General features: G+C 72.6%; 18 protein-coding genes. 10 read left to right on the top strand and 8 right to left on the bottom strand.

The window, feature by feature from the left end; translation table 11 throughout:
• The first annotated feature begins 97 nt into the window (after positions 1-97).
• Positions 98-265 carry a hypothetical protein gene (locus tag ABZ876_RS11115; protein WP_361777752.1) on the top strand — a complete coding sequence of 56 codons (168 nt, stop codon included), beginning with the start codon at positions 98-100 and terminating at the stop codon, positions 263-265.
• A 153-nt stretch (positions 266-418) separates the two neighbouring features.
• Here ABZ876_RS11115 and ABZ876_RS11110 read toward each other — a convergent pair whose 3' ends face one another.
• Positions 419-1,594, bottom strand: coding sequence for an acetyl-CoA acetyltransferase (locus ABZ876_RS11110; RefSeq protein ID WP_361777749.1), 1,176 nt, complete (start codon positions 1,592-1,594; stop codon positions 419-421).
• A gap of 98 nt (positions 1,595-1,692) precedes the next feature.
• Here ABZ876_RS11110 and ABZ876_RS11105 point away from each other — a divergent pair, with 98 nt between their 5' ends.
• Positions 1,693-2,868, top strand: coding sequence for an acyl-CoA dehydrogenase family protein (locus ABZ876_RS11105; RefSeq protein ID WP_361777746.1), 1,176 nt, complete (start codon positions 1,693-1,695; stop codon positions 2,866-2,868).
• A complete protein-coding gene (locus ABZ876_RS11100) occupies positions 2,865-3,338 on the top strand; it encodes a nitroreductase/quinone reductase family protein (RefSeq protein ID WP_361777743.1) in 474 nt (157 codons plus the stop codon). The genes ABZ876_RS11105 and ABZ876_RS11100 overlap by 4 nt, the downstream gene beginning before the upstream one ends.
• 186 nt (positions 3,339-3,524) lie before the next feature.
• Here ABZ876_RS11100 and ABZ876_RS11095 read toward each other — a convergent pair whose 3' ends face one another.
• On the bottom strand, positions 3,525-4,151 hold the full coding sequence (locus ABZ876_RS11095) for a LysE family translocator (protein WP_361777740.1): 627 nt from the start codon (positions 4,149-4,151) through the stop codon (positions 3,525-3,527).
• Positions 4,152-4,233: 82 nt separating this feature from the next.
• On the opposite strand from ABZ876_RS11095, the gene ABZ876_RS11090 reads away from it, so the two are divergent.
• The gene (locus tag ABZ876_RS11090; RefSeq protein ID WP_361777737.1) at positions 4,234-4,695 is read left to right on the top strand and encodes an Lrp/AsnC family transcriptional regulator; all 462 of its coding nucleotides are present in this window, start codon (positions 4,234-4,236) and stop codon (positions 4,693-4,695) included.
• Positions 4,696-4,820: 125 nt separating this feature from the next.
• Here ABZ876_RS11090 and ABZ876_RS11085 read toward each other — a convergent pair whose 3' ends face one another.
• On the bottom strand, positions 4,821-5,468 hold the full coding sequence (locus ABZ876_RS11085; RefSeq protein ID WP_361777735.1) for a TetR family transcriptional regulator: 648 nt from the start codon (positions 5,466-5,468) through the stop codon (positions 4,821-4,823).
• Between the two features lie 144 nt (positions 5,469-5,612).
• Between ABZ876_RS11085 and ABZ876_RS11080 the strand changes: the two genes are divergently transcribed.
• Entirely contained in the window at positions 5,613-6,359 is a 747-nt protein-coding gene (locus tag ABZ876_RS11080) for a VOC family protein (RefSeq protein WP_361777732.1), read from the top strand.
• Between the two features lie 312 nt (positions 6,360-6,671).
• Positions 6,672-9,011, top strand: coding sequence for a serine/threonine-protein kinase (locus ABZ876_RS11075; protein ID WP_361777729.1), 2,340 nt, complete (start codon positions 6,672-6,674; stop codon positions 9,009-9,011).
• A 60-nt stretch (positions 9,012-9,071) separates the two neighbouring features.
• Here the strand turns inward: ABZ876_RS11075 and ABZ876_RS11070 are convergent, their stop codons facing one another.
• From ABZ876_RS11070 to ABZ876_RS11060, 3 genes are read right to left on the bottom strand one after another with little or no spacing between them, the layout of a single operon-like run.
• On the bottom strand, positions 9,072-9,851 hold the full coding sequence (locus ABZ876_RS11070; RefSeq protein ID WP_361777726.1) for an enoyl-CoA hydratase/isomerase family protein: 780 nt from the start codon (positions 9,849-9,851) through the stop codon (positions 9,072-9,074).
• A complete protein-coding gene (locus tag ABZ876_RS11065) occupies positions 9,848-10,276 on the bottom strand; it encodes an OB-fold domain-containing protein (RefSeq protein ID WP_361777723.1) in 429 nt (142 codons plus the stop codon). The genes ABZ876_RS11070 and ABZ876_RS11065 overlap by 4 nt, the downstream gene beginning before the upstream one ends.
• Before the next feature lie 3 nt (positions 10,277-10,279).
• Positions 10,280-11,428 carry a lipid-transfer protein gene (locus tag ABZ876_RS11060; RefSeq protein ID WP_361777720.1) on the bottom strand — a complete coding sequence of 383 codons (1,149 nt, stop codon included), beginning with the start codon at positions 11,426-11,428 and terminating at the stop codon, positions 10,280-10,282.
• A gap of 96 nt (positions 11,429-11,524) precedes the next feature.
• On the opposite strand from ABZ876_RS11060, the gene ABZ876_RS11055 reads away from it, so the two are divergent.
• Positions 11,525-13,129, top strand: a complete 1,605-nt coding sequence (locus ABZ876_RS11055) for a FadD3 family acyl-CoA ligase (protein ID WP_361777717.1) — start codon at positions 11,525-11,527, stop codon at positions 13,127-13,129.
• A 761-nt stretch (positions 13,130-13,890) separates the two neighbouring features.
• On the opposite strand, the gene ABZ876_RS11050 is transcribed toward ABZ876_RS11055, so the two are convergent.
• Positions 13,891-14,058, bottom strand: a complete 168-nt coding sequence (locus tag ABZ876_RS11050) for a hypothetical protein (protein ID WP_361777714.1) — start codon at positions 14,056-14,058, stop codon at positions 13,891-13,893.
• A gap of 207 nt (positions 14,059-14,265) precedes the next feature.
• Positions 14,266-17,208: a BTAD domain-containing putative transcriptional regulator gene (locus ABZ876_RS11045; RefSeq protein WP_361777711.1), complete on the bottom strand. Its 2,943-nt coding sequence runs from the start codon at positions 17,206-17,208 to the stop codon at positions 14,266-14,268.
• Between the two features lie 216 nt (positions 17,209-17,424).
• Here ABZ876_RS11045 and ABZ876_RS11040 point away from each other — a divergent pair, with 216 nt between their 5' ends.
• The 3 genes from ABZ876_RS11040 to ABZ876_RS11030 are packed head-to-tail and all read left to right on the top strand — an operon-like array spanning position 17,425 to position 20,386.
• The gene (locus ABZ876_RS11040; protein WP_361777708.1) at positions 17,425-18,675 is read left to right on the top strand and encodes an amidohydrolase family protein; all 1,251 of its coding nucleotides are present in this window, start codon (positions 17,425-17,427) and stop codon (positions 18,673-18,675) included.
• 20 nt (positions 18,676-18,695) lie between these two features.
• Entirely contained in the window at positions 18,696-19,601 is a 906-nt protein-coding gene (locus tag ABZ876_RS11035) for an LLM class F420-dependent oxidoreductase (protein ID WP_361778132.1), read from the top strand.
• 8 nt (positions 19,602-19,609) lie between these two features.
• Positions 19,610-20,386 (top strand): SDR family NAD(P)-dependent oxidoreductase, encoded by a 777-nt coding sequence (locus tag ABZ876_RS11030; RefSeq protein ID WP_361777705.1) that lies wholly within the window; start codon positions 19,610-19,612, stop codon positions 20,384-20,386.
• Positions 20,387-20,408 lie beyond the last annotated feature (22 nt).

Raw genomic sequence — 20,408 nt, 5'->3', positions numbered from 1 at the left:
CCGGGCGCGCGGACGAGCGGCGACGCGCGGACGAGCGGCGGCGCTTCAGCGCACGCCCTCCCACCGGACCCGCAGGTCGCCGCGGGGATCGTGGACGATGTCCGGCGAGTCGCCGAACCGGCGGACCGCGCGGTCGGGTTCACGGTACGCGGGCCAGCCGGGATCGCCCGTGGTGGCGAAGGCGACCCATGCGGCGGACTACGCGGTCAAGAGCGCACCGCAGATGACCGCCATCGTCCGCATGGTCCGCGCCCTGGGTGCCTGACCCGTCCCGGTCCACCCCGCCCGGCCCCGCGCCGCCGCCCGGTTCACCGGCCCCGCGGGACCGGGCCCACCCTCGCGGAACCAGCCCGCCGAGGGTGGCGGGGCCACGGGGTTCACGTCCAGCACATGGCGGCCGTAGGCCCAGCCCTTCGGCTCACCGCCCCAGCACCATCGTCCCCGACGAACAGAACCAGCCCCCGGTACCGGACGCGACGGCCAGTCGGGGCAACTCGCCCTCAGGGCGGCGCACTTGCCGGTCCCCGGCCTCCCCGCGCAGCTGCCGTACCGCCTCCACCAGCAGGAACAGCCCCCGCATCCCGGGGTGCTGGGCCGAGAGGCCGCCCCCGTCCGTGTTCACCGGCAGCTGTCCGCCCCGCACCAGCAGCCGCCCCTTCTCCACGAAGGCCCCGCCTTCACCCTTCCCGCAGAACCCGAGGTCCTCCAGCGTGACCAGGGTCATATAGGTGAACGCGTCGTAGATCTCCGCGAAGTCGATCTCCTCGGGGCGTACGCCCGCCCGCCGGAAGGCGAGACGGCCGCTCACCGCCGCCGGGGACACGGTGAAGTCGGGCCATTCGGACATGGCCGTGTGCGAGACGTGCTCCCCGGTTCCCAGCACCCACACCGGTGCCGTACGGCAGTCCCGTACCAGTTCCCGGGCCACCAGCAGCACCGCCGCCCCGCCGTCGGACCGTATGCAGCAGTGCAGCTTGGTGAAGGGGTCCGCGATCACCGGGCCGGACAGGACCTCGTCCACGGTGACCGGAGTGCGGAACATCGCCTCCGGGTTCGCGGCCGCGTTCGCCCGCGTCTGCACGGCCACCTCGGCGAGCTGCTCGAGCGTGGTGCCGTACCGGTGCATATGGCGGCGGGCCGCCATCGCGTACTTGGCGACCAGCGTGTGACCGTACGGGGCCTCGAACTGCAGGGGCCCGCGTGTACCGAAGGACAGGGTGCCGGTGCGGCGGCCGGCCCGTACATCCGCGCGGGCCGTGGAGCCGTAGGCCAGGAGCACCGCCCGCGCGTGGCCCGCCGCGATCGCGTCCACCGCGTGCGCCGCCATGACCTCCCAGGTGGAGCCGCCGACGGACGTGGAGTCGACCCAGGTGGGCCGCAGCCCCAGATACTCGGCGACCTCCGCCGGGGCGAGCGTGCCCAGGCCCGCGGAGGCGAAGCCGTCGATCACCGAGCGGTCCAGCCCGGAGTCGGCCAGGGCGCGGCGGGCGGCCTGGGCGTGCAGGGCGTACGGCGTCACGTCGTCGAGCCGGCCGCAGTCGGACAGGGCCACGCCCGCGATCGCGGCCTTGGGCCGCCCGGTCACAGCACTCATGTATCTGACGGTACATCAGATAGTCGGCCGCCGGACCTGTGCATGCGTGCGGACCCGTCCTAATATGACGGTTCGTCAGACGCAGAGGGGACCTGCTCATGGACGCCCGCTTCACCGCCGAACAGGACGAGATCCGCCGCACGGTGCGGGACGTGCTCGCGCGGCACTGCGGGCCGCAGGACGTCCGGGCCGCCGTCGACACGGACACCGGATACGACCCCGCTCTGTGGGCCGTGCTCGCCCGCCGGCTCGGCCTGCCCGGGCTCGCGCTCCCCGAGACCTACGGCGGCTCCGGCTGCACCACCACCGAACTCGCCCTCGCCTGCGAAGAGACGGGACGCTGCCTCGCCCCCTCCCCGCTGCTGTCCACGGCCGTTCTCGCCGCTCCCCTGCTGCTCGCCCTGGGCACCGACGCCCAGCGCGCCGACCTGCTCCCCCGCATCGCCGCAGGAGAGCTGACGGCCGCCCTCGCCGTGCCCGGGACCGCACTCGCCACCGCCCTCCGCCTGGTCGGTGACAACCGGGGCGGCTGGGCGGGCGGCGGACGCGCCGGCGGGATGCAGGCCCGGCGGTCGGACGGGGCCTGGCGGCTGTACGGGGAGGCCGGGCAGGTGCTCGACGGGCACAGCGCCGGGCTGCTGGTCGTCGCCGCGCACACCGGCGGGTTCGCCCGGTCCCGGACCCTGCTGTTCCTGGTGCGGGACGGCGGGGTACGGACGCGGGGAACCGCCCTCGACGCGACGCGCCCCTGCGCGCGCATCCAACTGCGCGATGCCGAGGCGGACTTGCTGGGCGAGGACGGCACCGATGTGCCCGAGGTGCTCGCGGCCGTAGGGGACCGCGCCGCCGCGGTCGTCGCCTGCGAGGCCGTCGGGGCCGCCGACCGTGCCCTGGAGCGGACCGTCGCGTACGTCAAGCAGCGGGAACAGTTCGGGCGGGCGATCGGCTCCTTCCAGGCCGTCAAGCACCGGCTGGCCGATGTGTACGTCCGGGTGCAGGCGGCGCGTTCGGCGGCGTACTACGCGGCCTGGGCCGGCGGCCACGGGGAGCGGGTCGGCGGGCTCGCCCTCGCCCAGGCGCTCCGCACGCTGCGGACCGCGGCCGCGGAGGCGATCCAGTTGCACGGCGGCATCGGATTCACCTGGGAACACGAGGCCCATCTGTTCTTCAAACGGGCGGCAGGGGACGAGCTGCTGTTCGGGCCCGTCCACCGGCTGCGGGCACACGCGGCCGACACGGCCCGGCTCTTCGGGGAGAAGGAGGTGGCGGTATGACGGCCAGAGGGGTGCGGATCGTTCAGAAGGTGTCCTCGGCCCGGGCCTTCGCCAAGGTCGCGCCGCACGTCGTGCCCGCGCTGGACCGTGCGGTGCACCGGATGACCCGGGGCAAGGTGCTGCTCAGCGCACGGATGCTGCCGGGCGTGATCCTCACCTGCACCGGCGCGAGGAGCGGCCTCGAGCGCCGCACACCCCTGGCATGCATGCCAGAGCGGGGCGGCAGCTGGATCCTGATCGGCTCCAACTTCGGGCGGCCCGGCCACCCCGCCTGGACCGCCAACCTTCTCGTCCACCCCGACGCCGGGATCAGCTGGCAGGGAGAGGACATCCCGGTCACGGCCCATCTGCTGACGGGCGAGGAGCGGGAGGCGGCCTGGAGGGCGGTGCTGGCCTTCTGGCCGCCGTATGCGACCTACCAGGCGAGGGTGGAGCGCGAGATCCGGCTCTTCCGGCTCGTACGGCGCTGAGGGCGCAGCCCGCGCGGCCGCTCGCACGGCCGATGCGGAGCCCGCCGGGTGGCCGAAGCGGACCCCGTCGGCGCCGATGCGGAGCCCGTCGGGTGGCCGAAGCGGACCCCGTCGGCGCCGATGCGGGGCCGTCGGGCGGCCGAAGCGGACCCCGTCGCGCGTCCCGTCGCCCGGCCCATACGACGGTCACAGCGTCGCCAGACGCTCCACCAGCAGGAACGCGCCGATCCCCAGCATCGCGGCACCGCTCGTCCGGGTGACCGCGCGGGCCGCGGCGGGCCGGGCGGCCAGGAGCGCCCGGGCCAGGACCCCGACGGTGAGGTAGACGGCCGCACAGCACACCATGTGCCCGAGCCCGAGCACCGCCGTCTGCGCCGCCACCGGCAGCCGCGCGCCCCTCGCGTCCAGGAACTGCGGCAGCACGGAGAGGTAGAGCAGCAGGCCCTTGGGGTTGAGGACGCTGATGCCGGCGCCCCGCAGGAAGACCCGGGCCACGCTCGCGTCGGCGGCCCGCCCGGCGGCCGCGCCCGGGGCGGTGGGGCGGCGCAGCACTCCCCAGCCGAGCCACACCAGGTACCCGGCACCCGCCACCGTCAGCACCGTCAGCAACCCCGGCGACCCCGCCACCACCATCGCGAGCCCCGCCGTCGCCAGGGCCGTGTGCACCGCGTACCCGGCCACCAGACCGGCGACGGCGGGCACCACCGACCGCCCGCGCAGGCCCGCCGCGATCGCATACGCCCAGTCGGCGCCCGGCACGCAGACCAGCAGCAGGTCCACGGCGAGGAAGGACATCACCGCACCCGTGTTCATGACGGTGACATTAGGCGTGAAGAGGCCGAAAGTGTTCCCGAAGTTTCTCCGATCTCGTCAGTAATGGGGGAAGATCTACCCCATGGACACCATGGACCAGAAAATCCTTGCCGAGCTGCAACAGGACGGGCGGCTGACCGTGACCGAACTGGCCGGGCGGGTGCGGCTCAGCGTCTCGCCGTGTCACCGGCGGCTGCGCGAGCTGGAGCGCAGCGGCGCGATCCGCGGCTACCGGGCGGTGGTGGACCCGGCCGCCGTCGGGCTGAACTTCGAGGCGCTGGTCTTCGTCTCGATGCGCCAGGAGGACCGGGACACCGTCGCCGGGTTCGAGCGGGCGCTGAGCGAGGTGGAGCACGTCCTGGAGGCCCAGCGGCTCTTCGGCGACCCCGACTATCTGCTGCGGATCGCCACCGTCGACCTCGCCGCCTTCCAGCGGCTCTACGACGAGCGTCTGGCGACGCTGCCGGGCGTGCAGCGGTTGACGTCCACCCTGGTGATGAAGCACGTGGTGGAGGACCGCCCGCTGCCCATGAAGCGGGCATGAACAGCGGGCGGCGGCCCACCGGAGTGGACCACCGCCCGTATGACAGAACGTATGCAGTAACAGCCGGCCTGGTCAGCGAAAGCAGCGAAAGGTACGACCGTCAGGGAAAAAGGTGCGCACAAGCACTATCTCGTCGGCTTCCTCCCGGTCACGCCAAGGTGCACCAACAGCGCGAGATTCGGCTTCAGTTCGGCCTGCTTGACGCCCCAGGAAGTGAACCCCTTCTGGTGGGAGGCCACGGACGCGAGCATCGCCACGAGCGCGCCGGCCACGGCCGCCGGGCTCACGTCCTTGTCGACCCTGCCCTTGGACTGGAGTTCGGCGATCGAGTCCGCGAGGGAGTTGGTCACGGAGTTCAGGATCTTCATGCGGATCTTGTAGAAGCGCTTGTCGCCCTCGGCCGCGCCCAGGTCGACCACCCTGAGGATCGCGTCGTGCTTGCGCCAGAACTCCAGGAAACCGTCCACGAGTTCCTGCGCGGTCTGCCAGCCCGCCTTGCCGGTCCATGAGCGTCCCTCGAGCAGCCGGGTCAACCCGGCGCCCTCCGCGGCCATTTGCTCGGCGATCTCCAGGACGGCGCCCTCGACGTCCGGGAAGTACTGGTAGAAGGTGGCGGGGGACGTCCCGGCCTTCCGGGCGACATCGATGACTTTGACGTCCCGGTACGGCGACGAGCTGAGCATCTCGCTGAGGCAGTCGAGCAGCTTCTGCCGGGTCGCCTGCCCGCGCCGACCGGCCACACGGCCGTCGACGGTACGTACTTGTCCTGTCATGCCGTCAGCTTACCGAGGGGTGATGGGAGCGCGATTCGGCCGACTGCAAATGGGGAGTGCAGGGGCTGGTGACTGCTCCTGTGGCTGGTGAGAAGGGAGTACGTACGCCGAGCGCCCCGCGGGAATCCCTTTTAACTTGGCGGCATGGCCGAAAAACTGCCCTCCGGTGGCGCGGGTCCGGACGGCACCGCCTTCCCGGAAGGCGTCCCCTGCTGGGTCGACGCCCAGCTGCCGGACGTCGAGGCGGGCAGGCGGTTCTACGGTGCGCTCTTCGGGTGGACCTTCGAGGAGGCGTACGGCTCGTCCGTGTGGGCGCGCCTGGACGGCGAACCGGTGGCCGCGCTGGTGCGCAAGCGGGACGGCCGCATGCCCACCGTCTGGACGGTGTACTTCGCGACGCCCGACGCCGCCGCGCTCGCCGAGGGTATCCGGGCGGCCGGCGGCCAGGTCGTCATCCCGCCCACCCCCGTGGGCGGTCTCGGCACCATGGCACTGACCGCGGACCCCGAGGGCGCCGTGTTCGGGCTGTGGCAGGCCGGGACGCACCCGGGCTTCGCCAAGCGGCACGAACCCGGCACCTTCACCTGGTCCGAGCTGTACACGCGGGACACGGCCGTCGCCGACGCCTTCTACACGGGACTCTTCCACGACGCCCTGTTCGGGCCGGGCGCCGTCCCCGACTTCGGGCGCGCGCCGATCGAGGACGTCTTCCCCGCCGAGATGCCGCCCCACTTCCTCGTCCACTTCGGCGTCGAGGACGCCGCGGCGGCGATCGAGGCGGTGGGCCGTCTGGGCGGCCGGGTACAGGTACCGCCGTTCGAGGCCTCGTACGGACGAGTGGCGGTGGTCACGGACAATCAGGGGGCTTCCTTCGCGCTGCTCCAGAGGTAGCAGGCGCCGCTTCGGCCGCTCCACAGGCCGCCGAGGGCGTTCCGGAAATGCCGCCGGGGGCGGCATTTCCGCGGCTTTCCGCGGCACTTCCGGGGTACGCCGGGCGTTCCACCATGCGGGCGCCCGCTTCCCCCGGAGCGGTCTGACGTGGTTTTGTCCGGAGACACCCCGATCCGCCCCCGGGTTCGCAACCGGTGGCCCGGACAGGAAGAATCGGGGTGCGTGCCGCCACGGCGGTGCGGTGGTGAGACGCTGCACGGGGTCGCGTGCACGTGGCGGATGACGCGACCCGTACGGGGAGGTGGCAGGCAAGTGGTGGATCAGCTGACGCAGCACGATCCGCGGCGGATCGGGCCGTTCGAGGTGCTGGGACGGCTGGGTGCCGGCGGCATGGGGCTGGTCTATCTCGCGCGCTCGGCGTCGGGCCGGCGCGTGGCGATCAAGACGGTGCGCACGGAGCTGGCAGAGGACCAGCTGTTCCGGGTGCGCTTCACACGTGAGGTGGAGGCCGCCCGGGCGGTCTCCGGCTTCTACACGGCGGCCGTGGTCGACGCCGACCCGCGCGCGGCCGTGCCGTGGCTCGCCACCGCCTATGTGCCCGCGCCCTCCCTCGAGGAGATAGTGACCGAATGCGGGCCACTGCCGGCCCAGGCGGTGCGCTGGCTGGCCGCGGGCGTGGCGGAGGCCTTGCAGTCCATCCACGGGGCGGGCCTGGTCCACCGTGACCTCAAGCCGTCGAACGTCCTCGTCGTCGAGGACGGCCCCCGTGTGATCGACTTCGGTATCGCCTCCGGCGTATCGAACACACGTCTGACGATGACGAACGTCGCGGTCGGTACGCCCGCCTACATGTCCCCCGAACAGGCGAAGGACTCGCGCAGCGTGACCGGCGCGAGCGATGTCTTCTCGCTCGGCTCGATGCTCGTCTTCGCGGCCACCGGACATCCCCCCTTCCACGGCGCCAACCCGGTCGAGACCGTCTTCATGCTGCTGCGCGAGGGCCCGGACCTGTCCGGCCTGCCGGACGAGCTGCGCCCGCTCATCGAGTCCTGCATGCAGATGGAGGCCACCGCCCGCCCCAACCCGGCCGACCTCCAGGCGCAGCTCGCACCCCACCTCTTCGGCTCCGGCTCCGACGACAGCGGTACGGCCTCGGCATGGCTGCCCGAGAAGGCGGTCAGCCTGATCGAGGCCCGCCGCGGCGGGCGCCCGCCGGCCAGCCCGCCCTCCGCCGGCAACCGCAGCGGCGGGGCAGGCGCCGGACGGCCCGCGGTGCCGCCCCCGCCGTCCCGCGACCCGGTGCCGATGCCGGTCGGCGCGCCCGACGCCGGACCGGTACGGCTCGCGGGCGCATCGGTCCCCATCGGTCCCGGGCCCCGGGTCGCCGACGCGCGGGCGGCCGCCGTGAAGGCCCCTCCCCCCGAGGCCGGCCTCGCCGCGTCCTGGTCCCGTCCGGCCGCCGGGGTCAACGGCGCGGCCGGAGCCGTACCCGCGATCGCGCCCGCGGCCCCCGAGACGGCCTCCGGCTGGCGCCCGTGGCGCTTCCGCATGTCCAACGACGTATGGGGCACGCCGGCGGTCGCCGACGATCTGGTGTACGTGACCTCCTTCGAAGTGCACGCCCTGGACGTGGCCACGGGCCGCCGCCGCTTCAAGACACGCGACGTCGCCTGGTCGATGGCGGTCGCCGACGGCCGCGTCCACGCCTCGGACGGCCCCACGCTCTTCGCCCTGGACGCCCGCGAGGGCACGGACCTGTGGCGGCTGTCCCTGGACGGCTGGGTGTACTCGCTCAAGGCCGACCGGGGCACGGTCGTCACCGGGACCCGCGGCGGTGGCGTCCAGGCCTGGGAGGCGTCCAACGGGCAGAAGCTGTGGGAGATCACCGGCGCCCAGACCGACTTCGAGTCGCCGGAGGCCGGGCCGGTGGTCCACGACGGCACCGTGTACGTGTGGAAGGACGCCCGGCTGCGGGCCCTTCAGGCCCGTACGGGCGAGGAACGCTGGTCGTACCCGATCGGCGACGCGGCGTCCTGCGGCGGCGTCCCGTTGCGCCTGACGCACGCGTCGGACGGCTGTGTGTACGTCTCGGCCGGCACCCGGGTGCTGGCCGTCGAGGTGGCGACCGGCATGGTGCGCTGGCACTTCGAGGCGCCGGCGGTGTTCCTGTCCCCGCCCGCCTTCGTGCCCGGCCCGGCGGTCACCGGCGGCGGCATCTACCTCGCGGACTACCTCGGCACGGTCTACGCCCTCGACGCGGCGGACGGCCGCGACCGCTGGCGCATCGCGACCGAGTCGCGGGCGGCCATCGACCCCGTACTGGTCGCCGCGGGACACGTCCACGTGGGCAGCGGCAAGGGCCTGTACACCCTGGACGCGGTGACGGGCACCCCGAAATGGCGCTTCCAGGCGGGCGGCGACATCGTGGGCACCCCGGCGGTCGCGGACGGCCGTATCCACTTCGGCTCCACGGACCACCTGCTGTACACGCTGAAGGCCGACGACGGGCGCCTGCGCTGGAAGCTGGCCACGGGCGGGGAGATCACCGGCGCGCCCGTGGTGAAGGACGGCGTGGTGTACGCGTGCAGCAAGGACCGCTGTGTGTACGCGCTGGACGCGGAGAAGGGAACGGGTACGGCGCGGACGGCCTGAGCCCCGCGGGCGTGGACGGCCGTCGTACCGGAGTGACGGCCGCCCTCGGGCGCCCCGTGCTCACCGCACCCGGTGGCCCTCCGTCCGCCGGGCGGCGAACAGCTCCGCCTGCCGTTCGGGCGGCAGGTTCCCGAGCGCGATCAGCTGCGGCGCCTGCGCGAAGGCCTGCGCACGAGCCGCCTCCTTCGCCGCCCACAGGGCCCGCACGGTGCCCTGGACCCCCTCGGGCGGATAGGACGCGATGACCTCGGCGCAGCGCACCGCCGCCTCCACCGCGCCACCGGCCCCGGTGAGTTCGGACACCAGGCCCACCTCGTAGGCCCGACGTGCGGAGATCCGCTCGGCGGTGCCCATCAGGGCCATGCGCGCCGCCTCTCCGCAGGGCATCCGGTGCGCCATGTGGACCGACTCGTACGCGCTGACCATCCCGTACGTGGTGTGCGGATCGAAAAAGGTCGCGGTGGTGTCCGCCACGACGAACTCGCTCTCGCCGAGGAGATAGAACGCCCCTCCACAGACCATGCCCCGCACGGCGGCGATCACCGGTTTCCACAGGTCGTTCGCCTTCGGCCCGACCCGGAGCAGCGGATCGTCCACCATGTACGGCGAACGGGGCTGCGGCACCCGGGTGTCCCGGTCGATCCCCGTGCAGAAGGCCCGCTCACCCGCCCCCGTGAGCACGACGGCCCGTACGGAGTCGTCGAACCGCAACCGCCCCCAGCAGGAGCGCAGTTCTCCGGCCATCGCCGTATCGATCGCGTTGAGCTTGGCCGGCCGGTCGAGAGTGACGACCGCGACACCCGTGGACCGGTCGGCGGCGACCCGCAGCCCCCGGCTCACGGCCGCTCCTCGACCCACCGCGGCAGCCCGTCCGCGCCGAAGACGACCTGCACCCTCGCACCGATCCGGACCTGGTCGGGCGGGATCGAGTCCAGCGGCGCGTCGTCGTCGGAGACGAGGTTCCCGACCAGCCGGATACGCGGGGCCTCGGCCAGCTCCACCACGACCACGTTGTACGGCGCCCGCGCCGCATAGGCCGGGAGCAGCGGCGGATACGGGACGACGTACGACCAGATCCGCCCTTTCCCGCTCACCCGCCGCCACTCGCTCGTGAACGACCGGCAGTGCGGGCAGCAGGGCCGCGGCGGGAAACGGAGCTCACCGCAGTCGGTGCAGGCCTGGACGCGCAGTTCGCCCTGCCCGGCGTACTCCCAGAAGGGCGCGCCGTCGTCGTCGGGAACGGGGGACAGAAGGCTGTCGGCCATGGATCAGCTCCTCAGCAGCAGGGCGGAGGTCGGTACGCCCTCACCAGCGGTGATCAGACAGGTGGTGGCGCCCGGAACCTGCGCGGTGCCGGTTCCGCGCAGCTGCCTCACGCCCTCGCTGATCAGGTTGAATCCGTGGACGTACGCCTCGGACAGACCGCCGCCCGCGGTGTTCACGGGCAGTCGCCCGCCGATCTCCAGGGCTCCACCCTCGGTGAAGGCGGCGCCCTCCCCTCTGCCGCAGAAGCCGTAGCCCTCGAGGGAGAGCGGTACGAGAGGGGTGAACGCGTCGTAGATCTGTGCGACGTCCACGTCGTCCGGGGTGAAGTCGGCGTGCTTCCACAGATGTCGGGCCGCCGTCCAGGCCGGTCCGGTGAGCGGGTCGTCGTTCCAGTAGTTGACCATGCCGTGGTGCTGGGCGGGCAGCCCCTGGGCGGCCGCGTGAATGTACACGAGCCGGTGCGGGCAGTCGCGGGCGCGCTCGGCGGAGACGATCACGCAGGCCAGCGCGCCGTCGGTCTCGAGGCAGTTGTCGAAGAGGCAGAGCGGCTCACTGATCCACCGGGAGGTCATGTACATCTCCCGCGTCAGCGGCCGCTCGTACATGATGGCGGCGGGATTCTGGTTGGCCCGGTTCCGGCAGGCGAGGGCGACGTTGAAGAAGTGGTCCCTGGTCGCCCCGTACTCGTGCATGTAGCGGCGGGCCAGCATGCCGATCTCGTCGACCGGCCTGAGCAGTCCGAAGGGCCGCGTCCACTGGGCCGGAGTGGGCAGTTGGGCGGCGGTGTTCCGCCACGGCCGTGGCCCGCTGCCGCGCTTGCGGGACCGCCAGGCGACGCCGACGGTCGCCTGCCCGGTCGCGACGGCGGCGGCCAGGTGCGCGACGGTGGCACAGGAACCGCCGCCTCCGTAACCGACCTTGCTGAAGAAGGTGAGGTCCCCGAGCCCGAGGGCCTTCGCCACCTCCACCTCGTCGGTCTCCTCCATGGTGTACGAGGCGAGCGCGTCGACCTCGCCGGGTGCGATCCCGGCGTCGTCGAGGGCGGCGAGGATGGCGCGGCAGGCCAGGGCCTTCTCGGACTCCGGGAGCCGCCTGGCGAAGGCGGTCTGGCCGATGCCGACGATGGCGGTGGCGTCCTTGAGCCCTGCCATGGGTGCACCTCTCCCCCCGAGCGGTTTAGCTGACAGGTCGTCAGGCTACAGCTAATCTGACGGTCAGTCAGCTATGCGTGCCGTGGGGAGGTCGCTGTGCGCGGTGACGTGGAGTGGGGCGGCATTCCGGGCCTGGTCCGGAGCGCCGTCCGTCGCTACGGCGACGTGGAGGCGGTGGTCGAGGGCCGCACCCGGATCTCGTACGCCGAACTGGGGGCCCGCGTGGACCGCGCGGCGGCGGCCTGCATCGCGAACGGCGTAGGCGTCGGCGACCGCGTGGCGATCTGGGCCCCCAACACCCTGGACTGGATCGTCTCGGCGCTGGGCGCGGTCTCGGCGGGCGCGGTCCTGGTCCCCCTCAACACGCGCTTCAAGGGCGGCGAGGCCGCGTACGTCCTGGAGCGGAGCCGGGCGAGGCTGCTGTTCGTGACGGGCACGTTCCTGGGCACGTCGTACGTGGCCTCGCTGCGACGCGCGGCGGGTGACGGCCCTGGAAACGGCCCGCTCCCTCGCCTGCCCCACCTGGAGCAGGTGGTGGTCCTGGCGGACGACGCCCCGGCCGACTTCCGCACCTGGAAGGACTTCCTGGCGAGCGGGGAGGGCGTCGGGGAGCCGGAGGTGCGGCGACGGGCTTCGGCCGTGACCGGCGAGGCGCCGTCGGACATCATCTTCACCTCCGGCACCACCGGCCGCCCCAAAGGCGCGCTGATCACCCATGCCCAGACACTGCGCGCGTACGGGATCTGGAGCGACCTGGCGGGCCTGCGGCAGGGCGACCGCTATCTGATCGTGAACCCCTTCTTCCACACGTTCGGCTACAAGGCCGGAGTGCTGGCCTGCCTGATGCGGGGCGCGACGATGATCCCGCAGCCGGTGTTCAACGTGGACACGGCGCTGGCGAACATCGCCGCGGAGCGGATCTCCGTCCTCCCCGGCCCGCCCACCCTCCACCAGTCCCTCCTCGACCACCCCTCGCGTGACGCCCACGACCTCTCCGCACTGCGGCTGGTGGTCACGGGAGCTGCGGTGGTACCGCTGCGCCTGGTGGAACGCCTGCGCGGGGAACTCGGCGTCGCGACGGTCCTGACGGCGTACGGCCTGTCGGAGGCGAGCGGTTTCGTGACGATGTGCCGTCGCGGCGACGACCCGTCACTGATCGCGTCGACGTCGGGAAGGGCGATCCCCGGCACGGAGGTCAGAGTGGTGGACCCGAAGGGCGAGCCCCTGCCCCCGGGCGCCCCCGGGGAGATCCTGGTCCGAGGCTTCAACGTCATGCAGGGTTACTTCGAGGACGCTACGGCCACATCGGACGTCCTGGGCCCGGACGGCTGGCTCCGCACGGGCGACGTGGGCGTACTGGACGGAGCGGGCAACCTCCGCATCACGGACCGCATCAAGGACATGTTCATCGTCGGCGGCTTCAACGCCTACCCGGCGGAGATAGAGCAACTCCTCGCTCTGCACCCGGACGTGGCGGACGTGGCGGTGATCGGCGTACCGGACACCCGGCTGGGCGAGGTCGGCAAAGCCTACGTGGTACGGCGGCCGGGTGCCGTGCTGACCGGCGACGACCTGATCGCCTGGTCCCGCAGGGAGATGGCGAACTACAAGGTCCCGAGGGAGGTGGAGTTCCTCCCGCAACTCCCGAGAAACGCGAGCGGCAAGGTACTGAAGGGCGACCTCCGGGGGCGGGGCCGTTGAGGCGGAGGCGGGGCGGCCGGGCGCTCGGGGGTTGGCCCGGGCGGCGCGACGCGGCGAAGCACCCGGGGGTCGGCTGGGGTGGTGAGCGGCAGGCGGCGCGCCCTGCCGACGGTGCGCCGGCCGAGCGCCGACTCCACCGCGACGAGGGCTTCGTCCCTGGGGCCGGTACGCAGGAGGTCGGCAAGGGTCCGGGGGACCTCCGTGACGAGCAGTCCGCACCGCTGCACGACCTCGACCTGGGGGAGGGGGATGCGATGCACACGTACGCTCTTGCCGTCGCGGCGGAGAGTGAGCGAGGGGTCGGTGAATTCCAGGGGCGTCTCGCGGGTCCGGGCGAGCGTCTCGATCCGCCAGAGTGCCGCCGCCGAGTGGTGGCTCACGACGAGCCGCGGCTTGAGGAACTGCACGGCCCCAAGCGGTGTGGCGAGGTCAGGCACCCGCCCCGGCTCTGCCCAAGCGCCGGATTGCAGTGGAGTCCAGCCTTCCGCCCGTAGAGCCCGAGCGAGGCTCCGCCGGGGCCAGCCCGCGGCGAGGGCTCGTGAGGTGAGCAGCACCCCGCCCTCGACCGACTCCCGTAAGGCCTTCCGCTCCATACCGCCAAGGTCGCGGAGTCCCCGGGAGTCCCGCCGCCCCCGTGGACAACCCGGCACCCCGGGGGACGACGACCTGGAAGTGGAAGAGGGCCCTGCCCCCTGACACACTTCGGCCGCGGCGGCTCCCCCTCCGCGCCGCCGCGGCCGATCCCCGTGTGGGAGGAAGGTCTAGCTGGGTTCGGACGTGATGTGGACGTTGTCCGGCTTGAAGATGCCGTTGTCCTCGGCCTCGGTGATGTGGACGTTGTCCGGCTTGACCGTGCCGTCGTCCTTGCCACCGGTGATGTGGACGTTGTCCGGGTCGACGACCGGCTCGTCCTTCGTGGTGTCGCTCATGGTGCTTCCTCCCCTTGGAACTCAACTGAAAAGCAGGGCCCGCCCGGCCGTTCCCCCGAATGGACGGCCGGGCGAGCCACCGGGTCGCCTCACCCTAGACCGTGGGCTGGACGACCTCATCGGCGGTCCGTCGGCCCCCCGACGCAACGGATCGACAGAACGAGAGTGCCGTCCGGCGATAAACGAACGATGAACGCCGTGGCGTGCCTATGCGGCAGCGGCCGGTGCCAGCAACGCCCGGACGGTCTCGGCCTCGGGAGATCCCAGCGCCTCGTAGGTGGTGAGGGCTTCCTGCCAGCACACTTGGGCCCTTCCCGACTGCCCGATTCCACTGAGAGCCCGTCCCAGCACGGTGAGGACGTTGCCACGCCGCCACTCCCCGCCGATGCCACGGAGCACGGTCAGGGCGGCTTCGGCGTTGGTCGAGGCCTGTGCGGGGCGTTGGGCCGCCAGGTCCACCTCGGCGAGCCTGAGCAGGGTCATCCCCTCCCAGAGGCGCTGGCGGCTGTCGCGAAAGACCTTCAGAGCCGCGTGCAACTGGTCGTTGGCCTCCCCGTACAACTCGTTCCGGGTGAGGGCCATGCCCAGTGCGTAGCGGCCGTTCGCGCCCTTCAGGGCGTGCCCCAAGGCCTCATAGGTTTCGATGCCTTGCTGGGCGAGCACCACGGCGCTGCGCGGCCGCCCCGTGGCAAGGTGGATACGCGAAAGGTTGCACAGCACACTCGCCTCCCCGGCCAGGTCCTCGCAGTCGCGGAAGTCCGCCAGGGCCTGTTCCATGTGCTGTTCCGCGTCCGCGTACCGGCTTTGGTAGAAAGCCATCGCGCCGCGGATGTTGGCCGCCCAGCAGCGCGCCAGGGGGTCCGTCAGCGATTCGGCGAGTTGCAGGGCCTCGCGTGCCGCGTCGTCCGCTTCCGCGAAGCGCCCGGAAAGGTGGTGGGCGACGGCGAGGACGACGGAGGCTCGGCCCTCCGTCCGCCGGTCCTGGCTCGAGCGCGCGGCGTCGCGCAGGGTTATGGCTACGGCTTCGTATTCCCTGGCGTTGGCACCGGACTCCGAGAGATCGACTGCCGCCCACAGGAGGTCGATGGCGCGGAGCAGCGTTCCTGACGTCCCGAATTGGCGCATGCAGGCAAGCAGGCAGGCCGCCTCCGCGTACAGCCAGTCCTGTGCCTGATGCCGGTCCTCGAACGTCAACCCCGGATATTGGGTCGGCTGGAGATGGTCCACCAGCCGGTCCCCGGGGCGTTCGATCGCGTAGACCCCCGCCGCCGTCGCCAGATAGAAGTCCAGCAGTCGGGACATCGCCGCGTCCCGCTCGCTCGGCGGATGCTCGTCCCGTTCCGCGCACGCACGCGCGTAGAGGCGGACCAGGTCGTGGTAGCGGTAGCGGCCCGGGGCCGCCGACTCCAGCAGGGATGTGTCGACCAGGGACTCCAGCAGGTCCTCCGTCTCGTCCACCGGGAGGTCCAGGACCGCGGCGGCCGCCGCCAGGGATATGTCCGGGCCGTCCGCCAGGCCCAGCAGGCGGAAGGCCCGGGCCTGGGCCGGCTCCAGCTGGCCGTAGCCCAGTTCGAAGGTCGCCTTCACCGCCAGGTCCCCGGCCTGGAGTTCATCCAGCCGCCGTCGCTCGTCCGCCAGCTTCGCCGCGAGCACCGAAACCGTCCATGTCCTGCGTGCCGCCAGCCGCGACGCCGCGATCCGGATCGCCAGCGGCAGGAATCCGCACGCCGCCACCACGTCCAGCGCGGCCTCGCGCTCGGAGGTCACCCGCTCCCCGCCCACGATCTTCGTGAACAGCGACAGCGCCTCGTCCGGCGACATCACGTCCAGGTCCACCAGGTGCGCGCCCGCCAGGTCCACCATCCGCACGCGCGAGGTCACCAGCGCGGCGCAGCCCTCCGTGCCCGGGAGCAGCGGCCGGACCTGGGCCGCGTCCTTCGCGTTGTCCAGCAGGACCAGGACCCGTCGGCCGTCCAGGACGGAGCGGTAGAGGGCGGCCCGTTCCTCCAGCGAGTCCGGGATCGCCGAGTCCGCCGTGCCGAGGGCGCGCAGGAAGGAGCCGAGGACCGTCTCCGGTTCCGCCGCCCTCGGGCCCGCGCCCTGGAGGTCCACGTACAGCTGGCCGTCAGGGAAGGCGCCCCGGGCCTGGTGGGCGACGTGGACCGCCAGCGTCGTCTTGCCGACGCCGCCGATCCCGGCCAGCGCCGACACCGCCATCACCCGGCCCTCCGCCGACGCCAGCACCTTGCCCAGCTCCTCCACGAAGGCCGTCCGACCGGTGAAGTCGGGGACGGTGGCGGGCAGCTGAGCCGGCCGTACCGGGGCGGCGGCGGGCTCCGGCGCCGGTGCCGACGGTTCCGCGAGGCCGGGGTCCGCCTGGAGGATCCGTTGCTGGAGGTCCTTCAGGCCGGGGCGTGGGTCGACTCCGAGTTCGTCGGCCAGGAGGCGGCGGGTGTCCGCGTACACCGCGAGCGCCTCCGCCTGGCGGCCGGAGCGGTACAGCGCCAGCATCAGCAGTTCGCGCAGCCGCTCGCGCAGCGGGTGTGCCGCCGTCAGGGCGGTCAGTTCGGAGACCGCCTCGGCGTGGCAGCCCTGCTCCAGGTCCATGTCGAGGCGGGTCTCCAGCAGCTGGAGGCGCCATTCCTCCAGGCGGGTGCGCTGGGTGTCCGCGTAGGGGCCGGGTATGTTCGCCAGCGGCTCACCGTCCCACAGGGACAGTGCCTCGTTCAGGAGGTGCCGGGCATGGCACAGGTCCCCGGAGTTCTTGGCTTTCTCCGCCTCCGCGGCCAGTTCCTGGGCGGCGGCGAGGTCCAGGGAGCGGGCGTCGGGCAGGCGCAGCGCGTACCCGCCGGACTCGCTGACGAGTACGCCGGGGGAGAGGACCTTGCGCAGCCGGGAGGCGTACGTCCGTACCGCTGCCAGGGCGCGCGGCGGCGGTTCGCCGCCCCAGAGCGCGTCGATCAGTTCGGACGCCGTCGCCGTGCGTCCCTCGCGCAGCAGCAGCGCGGCCAGCAGCGCGCGCTGCTGTGGTGAGCCCGTGGCCAGCGGCTCCTCCCCGCGCCAGGCGCGCACCGGTCCGAGCACGCCGAAGCGCAGAGCCGCCGACTCCCCGGCACTCCGCCGCTCCGGCACCCGCGGTACACCGTCCATCGCTGCCCCCTGGCACCCTGCCGAACGTCCACAACCGAGAGGCCAGTTTGCCTTGTTCATGGCGGATGCGTCAGCTGTGGGAGACGGCGATCACAGGCCGTGGTGCCGGGCGTCACATGGCCCACACACAGTCTTCCCATACCGGTCGGTCGGGATACATACGGGGAGGCCGTCGGCTAGCTGACGGTTCGTCAGATCAGCGCTACGGTGACCGGCATGGAGACCTCACCGAGCAACGGCACGTTCCCGCAGATCATCTCCGTCGACGACCACACGGTGGAGCCCCCGCACGTCTGGCAGGACCGGCTGCCCGGGAAGTACCGGGACATCGGCCCGCGTATCGTCCGTGCGCCACTGAAGGAAATGACCTTCCTCGGCGGGAGGTTCGCCCCCGTGATGGGCGAGCCAGGCGACGAGGGCCCGCTCGGCGACTGGTGGGTGTACGAGAACCTGCACCGTCCCCTCACCCGCCTCGACACGGCCGTGGGGTACGACAGGGACGAGATCAGGCTCGAGGTGATCACCTACGAGCAGATGCGGCCGGGCTCCTACGACGTGCCCCAGCGCCTCGCCGACATGGACGTCAACCATGTCCGGTCCGCCCTCTGCTTCCCGACGTTCCCGCGCTTCTGCGGCCAGACCTTCACCGAGGCCCAGGACCGCGAGCTGGGGCTGCTGTGCGTGCGTGCGTACAACGACTGGATGGTGGAGGAGTGGTGCGGCCCCGAGGCGCACGGCCGGCTCATACCGCTCGCCCTCATCCCCCTCTGGGACGCGGAGCTCGCCGCCGCGGAGGTTCGCCGCAACGCCGAGCGCGGCGTGCGTGCCGTCGCCTTCTCGGAGATCCCGCCGCGCCTCGGGCTGCCGTCCGTGCACACCGACGACTGGGACCCCTTCCTCGCCGCCTGCGACGAGACAGGCACCGTCGTGGCGATGCACATCGGCTCCAGCAGCCGGATGCCGTCCACGTCCGCGGACGCCCCGCCGGCCGTCGGATCCACGATCACCTTCGCCAACTGCTGCTTCTCGATGGTCGACTGGCTGATGAGCGGCAAGTTCGAGCGGTTCCCCCGGCTGAGGGTGATGTACGCGGAGGGCCAGATCGGCTGGATCCCTTACATCCTCGAGCGGGCCGACGTGGTGTGGGAGGAGAACCGTGCCTGGGGCGGTGTCGCGGACAAGGTGCACCGCCCGCCGTCGGAGCTCTTCGCCGACCACGTCTACGGCTGCTTCTTCGACGACGCCTTCGGCCTGCGCAACCTGGACGCGATCGGGGCCGGAAACGTGCTGTACGAGACCGACTACCCGCACTCCGACTCCACATGGCCGAAGTCGCGTGAGGTCGGGGAGGCCCAGATGGGGCACCTGGACGCGGACACCGTCGACCGGATCGTGCGGCGCAACGCCATCGAGCTGCTGGGGCTGACGGACGACGGTCTGTGGGCGGGTCCGGGCGGCGGGCGGTGAGCGGGCCCCTGCGGTACGGGATGCAGCTGCCCGTCCAGTCCCTGAGCAGGCTCTTCGCCGAGTCCTGGGAGGCCGGCGCCGGCCCGGAGGACCTGGCGGAGATCGCCCGGGCCGCCGACCGGGCCGGGTTCGACTACCTCGCGAGCTGCGACCATGTCGCCATTCCGCGCCGGCTCGCCGCGGACATGGGGACGGTCTGGTACGACCCCGTCGCCACGCTGTCCTATCTGGCGGCCGTCACCGCGCGGGTACGGCTGCTCAGCCATGTCGCGGTCGTCGTGCTGCGGCACCCCCTCGTCACGGCCAAGCAGTACGCGACCCTCGACCGTCTGTGCGGCGGGCGGCTCGTCCTCGGGGTGGGGGCCGGGCACGTACCGGAGGAGTTCGAGGCGCTGGGTGTGGACTTCCGGCAGCGGGGTGCCCTGCTCGACGAGGCGATCGACGCACTCAGGGCGGCGCTGGGGCCGCAGGAGTTCCCCGTCCACCACGGGAAGGCGTACGACTTCGAGGGGCTCGGTCAGCGCCCCCGGCCCGCCCAGGCCCGTATTCCTATCTGGGTGGGCGGCTCCTCGCCCGCCGCCGTGCGCCGGGCCGCGCTCAAGGGGGACGGCTGGCTGCCGCAGGGCGACCCGCGTGACCGGCTGGCCGCCCAGATCGCCCGTCTGACGCGGCTGCGGGCCGAGGCGGGTCTCGAGGAGCCCTTCACCGTGGGCGCCCTCACCGAACCGCTGTACGTCGGCGAGCCGGGCTGGGAGGTCGGGCGGCGCACGGTCAGCGGCGCGCCGGAGGCGGTCGCCGACTCCCTGCGCGCCTACCGCGCGATGGGCGTGCACCAGATCCAGGTGCGGTTCCGCAGCCGGTGCCGCGCGGAACTCAGCGACCAGATCGCGGCGTTCGGGGCCGAGGTCGCGCCCCGTCTGCACTGAGGAGGGTCATGGGCAAGCTGGACGGGCGCGTCGTCATCGTCACGGGTGCGGCGCGCGGGCAGGGCGAGCAGGAGGCGCGGCTGTTCACCGCGGAGGGCGCCCGGGTCGTGCTCGGGGACGTGCTCGACGACCAGGGGGAGGCCCTCGCCAAGGAGCTCGGGCAGCGCTATGTCCATCTGGACGTGGGCCGGGAGGCGGACTGGGCCGCCGCCGTGGCCCGGGCGAAGGACGTGTACGGGCGGATCGACGGGCTGGTCAACAACGCCGGGATCCTCCGGTTCAACTCCCTGGTCGACACGCCCCTCGACGAGTTCATGCAGGTCGTCCAGGTCAACCAGGTGGGCTGCTTCCTCGGTATCAGGGCGGTCGCGCCCGAGATCGCGGCCGCCGGGGGCGGCACCATCGTCAACACCGCCTCGTACACCGCGATGACGGGCATGGCGGCCGTGGGCACGTACGCGGCGACCAAGCACGCCGTCCTGGGCCTCACCCGGGTCGCTGCTATCGAGCTGGCGCCGCGGGGGATTCGCGTCAACGCCCTGTGCCCCGGCGCCATCGACACCGCGATGTCCAACCCGTCCCTGCTGGACGGCGACGCGGACGTCGAGGAGACGTCCAGGGCCCTTGACCAGCTGTACCGCAGGCTGGTGCCGCTCGGCCGGATCGGCAGGCCGGAGGAGGTGGCGCGGCTCGCTCTCTTCCTGACCTCGGAGGACTCCTCCTATGTCACCGGGCAGCCGTTCGTGATCGACGGGGGATGGCTGGCCGGGGTGTCCGTCCTGTGATGCCGTCGCCTGACGACCCGTC

Origin of the sequence: Streptomyces sp. NPDC046931 (assembly GCF_040644655.1) — a bacterium.
Taxonomy (GTDB): Bacteria; Actinomycetota; Actinomycetes; order Streptomycetales; family Streptomycetaceae; genus Streptomyces.
Note: the sequence above shows the minus strand (reverse complement) of the source record. Positions and strands in the feature narration are given on the sequence as shown.